Below are 12,850 nucleotides of genomic sequence, written 5' to 3'. Positions count from 1 at the left end.
GTTTGTTAAAATATAAGAACTCATTTGTTTCACACGATAACTTATCCTTCTATTTCTCGCTGAAACGGTACCGTCCTTTAAAAGGATGGAACGCCGTTTCCACTTGTATTATTGGAACTGGAGGTGAATCCAGATGTTGTCCACGCTTGTAAAACCCATTGTCCGGCTCAGTGTTAAGCAGCAGTTGATTCTGCTGTTCCTGATCATGATTACGCCTATTCTGATTCTGAACAGCTACGGCAACTACAAGGCAGAGGAGATTCTGAAGCGTCATGTGACCAATGCCTACGTGGAGCTGAACAAGCAGAATTTCGCCATTATTAACAGGGACATCGATACGGTGAACAAAATCACGACCACCGTCATCCAGAATCCGGTCCTCCAGCAGCTCAATATGCGCGGGGACGACACGGTGATGGAGCGCGTGAAGCGCTATGAGACGATAGAGAAGCTGCTCGGCAGCTATTCGCAGGGAGCGGAGCGGGGTGACGGGATTTACTACTCGCTGTATGTATATGATCCCGATAACTACTACTTTTTCGCTCCCAATTTTCCGCAGGTGAAGAAGGCAGGAGTGTATTTTTTCTCCAAGGAGGAACGGCCGTTCTGGTTCGATCAAGTGGTGCAGCAGCGGGGGCGCGGCTACCTGATGTTCGTGGAGAAGCTGAGTCCGCAGGCCGAAGATCTGAAGACGCTTACTTATGTCAGGGCTGTCAATAATATCTACCGTGGAGAAGGGACGCTCGGCGTGCTGGTGGTGACCAAGATGGAATCGAAGATCGGTGAATCGCTGAGATCCATCTCTCTGCCGGACGGAGAAATTTATCTGACGGATATGAGCAACCGTGTACTGGCCTCCACCACGAATTCAACCGGAGAGGTGATCGTCCTGCCGGACGGCTCGGAGGCGGGAGATCCGGAGGGAACCGAGGATATTATCACTGATGACTTCATCTATGTGGTGAACAACAATCATGCCTTTGAGCAAAAGCTGGTCTACAAGGTACCCGTCAAATCCCTGCTCCAGCAGCAGAACGAAATGAAACGCGTCATTCAATACATAACGGTGGCTTACGCGCTCTTCGGACTGATCATCATTACCTACTTCTGGCGTTCGCTGATGACCCCTTTGCAGAAGCTGGCTTTTTTTGTGCGCAAGTATGAGCCGGGCAACCGTGTGCCCGAGACTCCCCGCAGAGGAAGCAACGATGAGGTCAGTGTGCTGATTAACGCCACATATGATATGGCCCGCAGGCTCAACAGCCTGATTATGTACAAATACCAGATGGAGCTGAAGCAGAAGGAATCGCAGCTGCAGCTGCTCTATCAGCAGATCAACCCGCATCTGCTGTACAACACTCTGGAGAGTATTTATTGGAAAAGCTCGCTCGAAGGCAACGTGGAATCCGCGGAAATGATCAAGGAATTATCCAAGCTGATGAAGATCAGCTTAAGCCGGGGCCGGGAGCTGATCACGCTCGAAGAGGAGCTTGAGCATGCCGGTGCCTACATCAAGCTCCAGCAGCACCGGCATGATTATGTGTTCGCCGTTATCTGGAACATCGCTCCCGGGACGACCAGGAATCTGATTCCCAAGATCACTCTGCAGCCCCTGATCGAGAATGCGATTATCCACGGGGTTAAGCATATGGAGGAGGACGGCGAAATCATTATTACCTCTGTGCTGGAGGATGACCGGATTCGGATTACCATTGAGGATAACGGCTATAAGCAGGTCGATTATAAGGCTATCGAACAGATACTCAATGATGACAGCCCGAACCCGGTTAACGGCTACGGTATCCGCAATATCCATCAGCGTGTGCAGCTGCACTTCGGCGGGGATTACGGGATCAGCTATAGTGCGCGCGAGCGCGGAGGCACGATAGTAAGTGTGATCCTTCCGAAGTCAGAGACTATAGAGTAGAAGGAGAGAATACGGTGTTCAATATACTGGTTGTTGATGATGAGCCGCTCATTTGCAAAGGACTGAGCAGTCTGCTGGCTGCTTCCGGGCTGGATATTGACCATATCTATACGGCCGGCAGCGGGTATGAGGCACTGGATTGTATCCGTATGGAGGAGATCGATCTGCTTGTGACCGATATCCAGATGGGGGCGATGAGCGGGATCGAACTGATGCAGCATGCCAAAATGACCAGGCCCTGGATGCAGACGATCGTCATCTCTGCGCATGAGACCTTTCAGTACGCCCAGATGGCCGTCCGGCTGGGTGCGAGAGATTATCTGATCAAGCCGCTGAACAGTGAGCAGTTCCTGGATTCGGTGCGCAGTGTCGTCCTGAAGATGAATAGACCGTCGCCGGAGCTGGCCACATATATGGACGGGAATGGAGACCGCTTTCGCCTGGAGGAGCCGCTTCCCGAGTACAGCGAGCTGCTGAACAGCCTGCTTACGGAGACTGCGGCGGTGCTGGGGGCAGAGGAGAAGCGGCGCAAGCTGGATGAGCTGAGGCTGCAGGGGCCGTATTTTGCGGTGATCAAAATCAAGCTTCCCCTGCCGCATGACCGGCCTGAGCAGAGGTACAGTACCCGCGATCATAGCCTGCTGCGTTACGCCGCCTTGAATATTGCCAAGGAGCTGCTGGATCAGGAGTGGAATTCCACAGCCTTCTATTCGCCGGACCAGGAGATTACGGTCATCATCCAGTGGGATGAGCAGAGCTACGAGGAGCCATCCACCGGCCAGCTGAGCCGGCTGGAGGTGCTGGGTCGCAGCCTCCACTACAATATTAACCGCTATTTGCAGCTCCGGGCTGTCATCGGCATCAGCCAGATTCTGAAGGGGCTGAGCTTCATGGATGTGCTGAACCGGCAAGCCTCGAAGGCGATCCTCTGGAACAACGAGCATGCCGATCATTATGTGTTCTATTATGGGGATTTCAACTGGAACAACTATGCTGCTGATCCGTCACCCGAGGAACTGCACACGCACAGCAATCTGATCGTGCAGAAGGCAAAGGAATACATTGACGGGAATTACGCCCAGAAGGGTCTGACGATCCATGAAGTAGCGAAGAAGAATCATGTCAGCCCTAATTATCTGAGCTATCTGTTCAAGAAGAATACAGGCTATAACCTGTGGGAATATGTCATTAAGCTGCGGATGGAGGACAGCCGGGAGATGATTCTGAACACCGATCTGCGGCGGTATGAGATTGCGGAGCGGGTAGGATACGAGTCGCCGGAGCATTTCAGCAAAATTTTCAAAAAATACTACGGGCTCAGCCCCAGCGAACTGAAGAAGTAAGAACGCTTACGATTGCCATAGATATAGACATGTTAAGTCTCTCCCTCATTTCCTACAATGAAGACAAGAGGCGCTTTCCCGAAAAGTGCTGAAAGACGACAGGAATGAGGGAGCCGGAATGAATCAGTCTGCTGCGTTACATGATCACCTTCCAGCGGAGCTGGAGAGCAAGCCGTACAAGCAGAACCGCTGGAAGAAGAATTATTGGGGCGTGATGTTTCTTGTCCCCGCATTGATTATCTTCATTATGTTTATGTGGGTGCCTATCTTCAAAGGGTTCCTGTACAGCTTCTACACCGTTGATTTCGTCAAAGGGAATACCTTCGTCGGCCTGGACAATTATGCCAGGGCACTTACTGACCCCGATGTGCTGATTGCTGTCAAAAACACCTTGTACTATATGCTGCTCTGCCTGGTGATCGGCTTCTGGGTTCCGATTGCCTTTGCCATTGCCATCTCCGAGTTGCGGAAATTCGGCGGATTCGTGCGCGTTGCTGCGTATTTGCCATACGTCATGCCTGCTGTAGTCCTATACGGGCTGTGGCGTTGGCTGTATGATCCCGTTGGACCGATAAATGCGGTAATCGGCAGCACCGGAGTGGAGCAGATCGCCTTCCTGACCGATACCCGGTGGTCGATGATCTCGCTGGTCTTCATGGAGACCTGGCAGCAGTTCGGCTCGGGGATGCTGATCTATCTTGCTGCGGTGCTTAGTATTCCCAGGGACTGGTATGAAGCCGCCGAGATTGACGGAGCCGGAGTCTGGGCGCGTATCTGCCACATCACACTGCCTTCGCTGCGCAATCTGATTCTGCTGATGCTGATTCTTCAGGTCATCGCCACCTCTCAGGGCTACCAGTCACAGATGGCCTTGCTGGACGGGGGGCCGAACAATGCTACCCTGACGTATGCGCTGCTTATTGTGAAGTATGCTTTTACTAGACTGGATTATGGTACGGCGACTGCGCTGGGGATGCTGATGTTTGTTGTTCTGGGCGGTTTGGGCATTCTTCAGTTCAAGCTTAACAAGGAGGACAACTAGGATGAAGAGCGCAGACAGAGGTATTCTCTCGGAGCATGACCTGAAAAAGACCAGCAACAGGGTGGTCTACGGAATTATGGTGCTGTTCATTGTCCTGATGATATTCAGCATGCTGTACCCCATCCTCATGACGATGTTCAACGGGCTAAAGTCGAATATCGAGGTCAATTCCTTTCCGCCGCATTTTTTTCCGCAGGAATGGCATTTCGGCAATCTGAAGGATGCGCTGGATTATATCGATCTGGCCATGTTTCTGCGGAACACCCTTTATATTTTTGCAGGGAATATGGTTGCAACCTTAATTGTACTGGGACTCGCGTCCTTCAGTATCTCACGGATGAATGTGCCTTACCGCAAGGCCTTCTATTTCTTCTTCCTGATGACGCTGTTCATTCCGGCCACGAGCTATATGATTCCGAACTTTGTCAATCTGAAGGAGCTGGGCCTGCTCAATCAATATGCGGCCTTCTGGCTGCCGGCAGGCGCGAACACGTTCTTCTTCCTGCTGCTTAAGAATTTTTTCGACGGGATTCATCCCGAGATTCTGGAAGCCGCACGGATGGACGGGGCTTCGGAGCCGAGAAGCTTCTTCACCATCGCGGTGCCGCTGTCGGTTCCGATTTTTGCAACACTGGCGATCTTCATCTTCTCTACAGCCTGGAATGACTGGTTCTGGCCGTCGCTGGTCATGCACAGTGAGGAGAAGTATACGCTCGCTACCGCCATCTATAAGTACGTTATTAATGTAAAAGCACTGAACACGAACATCAAATTCGCAATTCTGTTCATCGTCTCTCTGCCGCCGATCCTCGTGTTCCTGGTCTTCCAGAAGTTCATTATGCGCGGAGTTTCATTGTCTGCGGTCAAAGGCTAAGCAGGAAGGAAGAGGTCCGGTTGAGATCGTAAACCTGCACATGAAGGGGATATAAATACACCTCGTTTGTAAACGGTTTCTCTTTTAAGATGAATTTGTAAGCTCATTATGATATGGAAAAGGGGAGTTACCATGCGTAAAGTTTCCAGCGTATTCGCCTGCCTCCTGGTCACGGGGACGTTATTGTCTGCTTGCGGCGGCAATAATAACGGCAACAAGCCGGCGGCTGACGGGGGAGAAGCGACACCTGCACCAGCAGCAACCCAGGCGGCCGAAGAGTCAGCCACTCCGTCTGCAGCACCGGCTGACGATATCACCCAGAGAAAGGTAACAATCAAAATCCACTATCCAACGCCGGACCTGACCGAGGTGAGAGCGCAGGAGGATGACAAAATCAAGCGGTTCCAGGAAGTCTATCCGAACGTGGAGATCGTCAAGGACGACTGGCAGTATAATGTAAGCGAGATCGGGGTGAAGATGGCAGCGAATGAAGCGCCGACCTTCTTCAACACGTATGCCACCGAAGCCAAATTCCTGATTGAGAAGGGCTGGGTAGCCGACATCACCGATCTGTGGAACAACTATGAGTTCAAGGATCAGATCAACCCTGTGCTGCAGAGCCAGTTCATCATCGACGGCAAGGTGTATGGGGTTACCCAGAAGGGTTACGTCACTACAACAATGATCAACAAGAAGATGCTGGATGACAAAGGTGTAGCCGTACCTCCAATGGATTGGACCTGGGACGACATGCTGAACACAGCCAAAGGAGTCGCCGATCCCAAGAAAGGCATCTCCGGGATTGCGCCAATGGGCAAGGGCAACGAAGCAGGCTGGAATTGGACCAACTTCCTGTTTGAAGCAGGCGGGGAGATTCAGAAGATTGAAGGCGGCAAGGTAGTGGCAACCTTCAATTCCGAAGCCGGGATCAAAGCGCTGGACTTCTATAAGAAGCTGAGATGGGAAGCTGGGGCCGTTCCCCAGGATTGGGCGCTCGGCTGGGGCGATGCGGTAGGTGCCTTCCAGCAGGGCCGTACCGCGATGGTGATGGCCGGATCTGACGGTGTCATTGAACAGGCGCTTAATCAGGGCGGGTTCAAGCCTGAGGATGTGCTGACCTATCCAATGCCTGCGGCTGAGAAAGGCGGCAAGCATACCGGTGTTCTCGGCGGCGACTATCTGGTCATCAACCCTAACGCCAGCAAGGATGAGCAGGAGATGGCCTTCCGTTATATTACCTTCGACTATTTCTCGGATAAAGGCCTGGAAGCGCTCGATGCCATTCTGCAGCAGCGCAAGGCGGACGGCAAATACTTCATTCCGCCGCTTCTTGATTACTATGCCGCTGATTCCGAGTTCGGCAAGAAAACCAAAGCAGTGTATGACAAATACTCTGATATCGTATATCAATACAATACAGATATTATGGCTCTGCTCGACGGCAAACCTGAGGCGCAATACAACACCCAGGACTACTATGCAACCATGTCCAATGTCATTCAGGAGCTGTTCGCCAAGGAAGGCACGGACTCCAAGGCCCAACTCGACGCTGCAGCCGCAACCGTACAGAAGAAATTCTTCGATACCATTAAGGTGGAGTAGCCTGGGATGTCTCTTCCTAGACTTGGGGGAAGAGATGAATAAGGGGGACAGCGGAGATGCTGTCTCCTTTTTTTCCTTTCAGGAAATTATGCCAGTAACATTTTAAGAGGAATCCTGCCAAAAGTGCAACAATACTGCCCCAAAGAAGCGGTCAATGCTGAAATCCTGCACGAACTGCAACAAATTCAGCGCTAACGTGCTCTAAACACCGAAATTTGTGCAAATAATGCAACATTGTACTTGCAACCCGTAAAAGGTATATAGAAATCCTGCAAAAACTGCAACATTACTGCTCCTTAAAAGCGGCCGGTGAGAGAGGCATTAGCATGCGTTCACCCGCAGGGTAATTTTGTTCAAAGATAAGAATTTATGTGCTTTGCGCTATACAGCATCCTGATCATTCTCGCTGAAACGGTACCGTCCTCTAAAAGGGCGACAAAGCCGTTTCCACTTGTAAGCAGAGATTTATATTTATATTCACCGTCAGAGTAAGTCTATAGAAGAGCCATGGATAAACCGAGGTGACGGCTTGGCATTCATGAGCAGAATTCCTGAGGCCCGCCCGGCATCGCAAGGCAAAGTGGGCCATCAACACTGTAACCTGCCGTATTGCGTTCGCAGAATAGACAAATATCAATTAAATATTACATATAATATGGAAAAAACGCTAGTATATGATCGAATGAAAGCGCTTTGAAAACAACTCAAAAAAAACTTTAAACTTTGTGAAAGATTTCACTATACAAGGTGAAAAGGATGTGCTAAGATAAATGTATAGAAAGAAACAACCTAAAAATTGACAGGAGGACGAGGGAGATGGCAGTTAAAAACGAAGTCGCCGCCCAAGTGAAACAAACCACCGCTGAAGAGTACATTCAGGTTTTGGTGGATAAAGCAAAGAAAGCCCACGAGGCGTTCATGGGCCTGGATCAAGAGCAGACAAACACAATCGTTCATGCAATGGCGCTGGCCGGACTCGACAAGCATATGTACCTGGCAAAACTGGCTGTTGAAGAAACAGGACGCGGAGTATACGAAGACAAAATTACAAAGAACATCTTTTCCACTGAATATATCTGGCACGGTATTAAGTACGACAAGACTGTAGGCGTTATTGAGGATAACGCTTATGACAGCTTCCAGAAGATTGCTGAACCAGTCGGAATCATTATGGGTATCACACCGGTAACCAATCCAACATCCACCACGATGTTTAAGGCTTTGATTTCCGCTAAGACACGTAACCCTATTATATTCGGTTTCCACCCGTCAGCGCAAGAGTGCAGTGCGGCAGCAGCCAAAATTCTGCATGATGCAGGCGTAGCAGCAGGCGCACCTGAGAACTTCATCCAATGGATTGAGCTTCCTACGATGGACAAAACAAACGCACTGATGAACAATCCGGACGTTGCACTGATTCTGGCAACCGGCGGATCGGCAATGGTCAAGGCAGCTTACAGCTGCGGCAAACCGGCACTCGGCGTAGGTCCTGGTAACGTGCCTGCCTTCATTGAGAAGAGTGCTGATATTGATCAGGCTGTAACAGACCTTATCCTGTCGAAGACTTTTGATAATGGTATGATCTGTGCTTCCGAGCAGGCAGTTATCATTGAAGAAGCCATCTTCGATCAAGTGAAAAAGAAAATGATTGCAAACGGCTGTTACTTTGTGAACAAAGAAGAAGCAGCTAAGCTTACCAGCGGTGCAATGAACGTAGAGAAATGTGCGGTTAACCCGGCTATCGTTGGCCAATCCGCTGTGAAGATCGCTGAAATGTGCGGCATTCAGGTTCCTGCCGGAACGAAGATCCTGGTAGCTGAGCTTGAAGGTGTAGGTACTAAATATCCATTGTCCGCTGAGAAGCTGAGCCCGGTTCTGGCTTGCTACAAAGTGAAGAATGCTGACCAGGGTATCGAACGCGCAGCTCAAATCGTTGAATTTGGCGGCATGGGCCACAGCTCGGCTATCCATTCCAACAACGAAGAAGTAATCATGAAGTTCTCCAACCGTCTGCAGACCGGACGTATTCTCGTCAACTCGCCATCCACACACGGCGCAATCGGCGATATTTACAACACTAATATCCCTTCATTGACACTGGGCTGCGGATCTTACGGACGCAACTCGGTATCGCAGAACGTGACTGCCATCAATCTGATCAACGTGAAAAGGGTGAACCGTCGTACCGTGAATATGCAATGGTTTAAAGTACCTGACAAGATTTACTTCGAAAAGGGAGCCACTCAGTATCTGGCCAAAATGCCTGACATTACACGTGTAGCCATTATCACTGACCCTATGATGGTGAAACTGGGATATGTTGAAAGAGTTGAGCACTATCTGCGTCAACGTCAGACTCCTGTAGCCATTGAAGTGTTCTCGGAAGTTGAACCGGATCCATCGACAACTACTGTAGAAAAAGGCGCGGCAATGATGAACAGATTCCAGCCGGACTGCATTATCGCACTCGGCGGCGGTTCCCCAATGGATGCTGCCAAGGGCATGTGGCTGTTCTACGAACATCCGGATGCTGACTTCAACGGTCTGAAGCAGAAGTTCATGGATATCCGCAAACGGGTATACAAATTCCCTAAGCTCGGCAACAAAGCGAAATTCGTTGCGATTCCTACAACTTCCGGTACAGGTTCCGAAGTAACCTCGTTCGCAGTTATCACAGATAAGACTACGGGTAATAATACTAAGTATCCGCTGGCCGACTATGAGCTGACTCCAGACGTAGCTATTATCGATCCTGAGTTTGTATACAGCTTGCCAAGAACTGCAGTTGCCGATACAGGCATGGACGTATTGACACATGCAATCGAAGCTTATGTATCCGTAATGGCCAGTGACTATACCGATGGTCTGGCAATCAAAGCCATTCAGCTGGTATTCCAGTGGCTGGAGAAATCCGCACTGCAAGGCGACAAGCTGGCCCGTGAGAAAATGCACAACGCTTCGACACTTGCCGGTATGGCCTTTGCTAATGCATTCCTGGGGATTAACCACAGCTTGGCGCACAAATGGGGCGGACAGTATCACACCGCACATGGCCGCACTAATGCGATCCTGATGCCGCATGTTATTCGCTACAATGCCAAGAAGCCTACGAAGTTCGCTTCGTTCCCTAAATATTCGCACTTTGTAGCTGACGAACGGTATGCTGAAATCGCCCGTATTCTGGGATTGCCAGCACGCACTACCGAAGAAGGCGTAACGAGCCTGATCAATGCGATCCGCGACATGAACAAAAAACTCGGCATCGAAGAATCCTTCTCGGCGCTTGGTTTCGATCCTAAGGACTTCGAATCCCGTGTAGACTATCTGGCTGACCGTGCATTTGAAGACCAATGTACAACTGCCAACCCTAAAATGCCGCTGGTATCCGAGCTTGCTGATGTATACCGCAACGCATTCTACGGCAAATTCGATAACTAATTAACGGTTGCCTGGCAAAGAATAAGGTTAAAGGTTAATATGGGACTGGATGGAAGTGACAAATATCACCGAAAGAGTGATATTTGTCACAGTCCTTTTTCAGAAAATAAACTAAAATGTTTATATAGACAACGATCCCTGATATAAAGATGTGATTGTGAATTTTATAACAACTGTCAGCTACGGGATCACGAGACACGGGATTAACCTTCAAGCCCGCGATCTCTACAAATATACTAAATATAAATGGAGGGATTTAGCATGTCGGTGATTGAAAAAGAAGTACAAGAGGTTAAGTCTGGCTGGAGAAATTTCACAAAGGGTACATGGTCCAAGAAAGTTGACGTTAATAACTTTATTGCCAAGAACATCAAGCCTTATGAAGGAACTGAAGATTTCCTTGTAGGTCCTACCAGCAACACAACTGAACTGTGGAAGATTATCTCCCAGCTGAGTAAGGAAGAAAGAGAAAGAGGCGGCGTATGGGACGTTTCCCTCGATACTGTCTCCACTATCACTTCCCATGCTCCTGGTTACATTGACAAGGACAAGGAACAGATTGTCGGCGTTCAGACTGATGCGCCTTTCAGACGTTCCATCCAACCGTTCGGCGGTATCAAGATGATGATCGATGCTACTAAGGCTTACGGCTTCGAGCTTCCGCAGAATATCGTTGACATGTTCACGAACATCCGCAAAACGCATAACCAGGGCGTATTTGATGCATATACACCAGATATGAGAGCTGTGCGTAAATCCGGCGTAATCACAGGCCTTCCTGATGCTTATGGCCGCGGACGTATCATCGGCGACTATCGCCGTATTGCTCTGTATGGTATTGATTTCCTGATTAAAGACAAGAAGCAGCAACTGGCTGAGCTTGAAGTAGACTCCATGACAGAAGATGTTATCCGTCTGCGTGAAGAGCTGTCCGAGCAAATGCGTGCTCTGGGCGAACTGAAACAAATGGCCGCAGCTCATGGCATGGATATTTCCAAGCCGGCAATGAACTTCAAAGAAGCTACACAATGGGTATACTTCGGATATCTGGCAGCTGTTAAAGAACAGAATGGTGCGGCAATGTCTCTGGGACGCGTATCTTCCTTCCTTGATATCTATGTTCAACGTGACGTTGAAGAAGGTACTCTGACTGAAGAGCAAGCTCAAGAAATCGTTGACCATTTCGTAATGAAGCTGCGTATCGTGAAGTTCCTGCGTACGCCTGACTATAACGACCTGTTCTCCGGTGACCCTACTTGGGTAACAGAATCCATCGGTGGTATGGCTGAAGACGGCACAACCCGCGTAACCAAGAACAGCTTCCGCTTCCTGCATACCCTGTACAATCTGGGACCGGCTCCAGAACCGAACCTGACTGTACTGTGGTCCGAGAAGCTGCCTGAAGGCTTCAAGAAATATTGTGCCAAGGTATCTATTGAGACCAGCGCTATCCAATATGAGAACGATGATGTAATGCGTCCATACTGGGGTGAAGATTATGCAATTGCCTGCTGCGTATCCCCAATGCGTATCGGTAAGCAAATGCAGTTCTTCGGTGCCCGTGCCAACCTGGCTAAGGCTCTGCTGTATGCGATCAATGGCGGTAAAGATGAGAAATCCGGTGCTCAGGTAGGTCCTGAATATCCTGCGATCACTTCTGAATACCTGGATTACGATGAAGTAATGAAACGCTTCAAACCAATGATGGAATGGTTGGCTAAGACTTATGTCAATACGCTGAACATCATTCACTATATGCATGACAAATATTCCTACGAACGTATCGAAATGGCGCTACATGACCGCGACATTCTGCGTACAATGGCTTGCGGTATTGCCGGACTGTCCGTTGCTGCTGACTCCCTGAGCGCAATCAAATACGCTAAGGTTAAGCCAATCCGCAACGAAGAAGGCATTGCTATCGACTTTGAAACTGAGGGTGAATTCCCTTGCTACGGTAACAACGACGACGCTGTTGACGGCATTGCTGTTGAACTGGTTGAAACCTTCATGTCGATGATCCGCAAAAACAAAACGTATCGTGATGCTGTGCCGACTCAATCGGTACTGACTATCACTTCAAACGTTGTATATGGTAAAAAGACTGGTACTACTCCTGACGGACGTAAAAAAGGCGAACCATTCGCTCCAGGTGCTAACCCAATGCACGGACGCGACAAGAAGGGCGCCCTGGCATCCCTGAACTCTGTTGCCAAACTTCCTTACTCCGATGCACAGGATGGTATCTCGAATACCTTCTCCATCGTTCCTAAGGCGCTGGGTAAAGACGAAGATTCCCGTAAGTCCAACCTGGTCTTCATGATGGACGGATATTTCCACAATAACGCTCAGCACTTGAACGTTAACGTATTTAACCGTGAACAACTGCTCGACGCTATGGATCACCCTGAGAACTATCCACAGTTGACCATTCGTGTATCCGGCTATGCTGTTAACTTCATCAAGCTGACCCGTGAACAACAGATGGATGTTATCAACCGTACATTCCACGATTCCATGTAAGAAGCATTCTTGTTCTACAAGAACTGAAATCAATCAAAGAGCTGCCGCCCTTGCAAGAGGGCGGTACACTCTTGTCTGAAAGTGGTTAAAATTTTAAGTTT

General features: G+C 49.5%; 7 protein-coding genes. All 7 read left to right on the top strand.

The window, feature by feature from the left end; all coding sequences use genetic code 11:
- Positions 1-133: 133 nt before the first annotated feature.
- Complete coding sequence (locus MKX51_RS20280; RefSeq protein WP_340993601.1) at positions 134-1,927, top strand: cache domain-containing sensor histidine kinase; 1,794 nt, start codon at positions 134-136, stop codon at positions 1,925-1,927.
- Between the two features lie 14 nt (positions 1,928-1,941).
- Positions 1,942-3,270 carry a response regulator gene (locus MKX51_RS20275; RefSeq protein WP_340993600.1) on the top strand — a complete coding sequence of 443 codons (1,329 nt, stop codon included), beginning with the start codon at positions 1,942-1,944 and terminating at the stop codon, positions 3,268-3,270.
- Positions 3,271-3,388: 118 nt separating this feature from the next.
- Entirely contained in the window at positions 3,389-4,312 is a 924-nt protein-coding gene (locus MKX51_RS20270) for a carbohydrate ABC transporter permease (RefSeq protein ID WP_340993599.1), read from the top strand.
- Between the two features lies 1 nt (position 4,313).
- Positions 4,314-5,186, top strand: coding sequence for a carbohydrate ABC transporter permease (locus MKX51_RS20265; RefSeq protein WP_340939445.1), 873 nt, complete (start codon positions 4,314-4,316; stop codon positions 5,184-5,186).
- A 132-nt stretch (positions 5,187-5,318) separates the two neighbouring features.
- On the top strand, positions 5,319-6,788 hold the full coding sequence (locus tag MKX51_RS20260; protein WP_340939447.1) for an ABC transporter substrate-binding protein: 1,470 nt from the start codon (positions 5,319-5,321) through the stop codon (positions 6,786-6,788).
- A gap of 816 nt (positions 6,789-7,604) precedes the next feature.
- Complete coding sequence (adhE, locus tag MKX51_RS20255) at positions 7,605-10,226, top strand: bifunctional acetaldehyde-CoA/alcohol dehydrogenase (protein WP_340939449.1); 2,622 nt, start codon at positions 7,605-7,607, stop codon at positions 10,224-10,226.
- A 261-nt stretch (positions 10,227-10,487) separates the two neighbouring features.
- Positions 10,488-12,749: a formate C-acetyltransferase gene (gene pflB, locus MKX51_RS20250; RefSeq protein WP_340939450.1), complete on the top strand. Its 2,262-nt coding sequence runs from the start codon at positions 10,488-10,490 to the stop codon at positions 12,747-12,749.
- Positions 12,750-12,850: the final 101 nt, after the last annotated feature.

This window comes from Paenibacillus sp. FSL M7-0420 (genome assembly GCF_038002345.1).
Lineage (GTDB): Bacteria > Bacillota > Bacilli > Paenibacillales > Paenibacillaceae > Paenibacillus_AQ.
The sequence above is the reverse complement of the archived record's forward strand: the minus strand, read 5'-3'. Positions and strand labels throughout refer to the sequence as shown.

Coding starts and splice junctions, on each gene's coding strand:
- MKX51_RS20280 (WP_340993601.1), top strand. CDS start 134: ATGTTGTCCACGCTTGTAAAACCCATTGTCCGGCTCAGTGTTAAGCAG.
- MKX51_RS20270 (WP_340993599.1), top strand. CDS start 3,389: ATGAATCAGTCTGCTGCGTTACATGATCACCTTCCAGCGGAGCTGGAG.
- MKX51_RS20265 (WP_340939445.1), top strand. CDS start 4,314: ATGAAGAGCGCAGACAGAGGTATTCTCTCGGAGCATGACCTGAAAAAG.
- MKX51_RS20260 (WP_340939447.1), top strand. CDS start 5,319: ATGCGTAAAGTTTCCAGCGTATTCGCCTGCCTCCTGGTCACGGGGACG.
- adhE (WP_340939449.1), top strand. CDS start 7,605: ATGGCAGTTAAAAACGAAGTCGCCGCCCAAGTGAAACAAACCACCGCT.
- pflB (WP_340939450.1), top strand. CDS start 10,488: ATGTCGGTGATTGAAAAAGAAGTACAAGAGGTTAAGTCTGGCTGGAGA.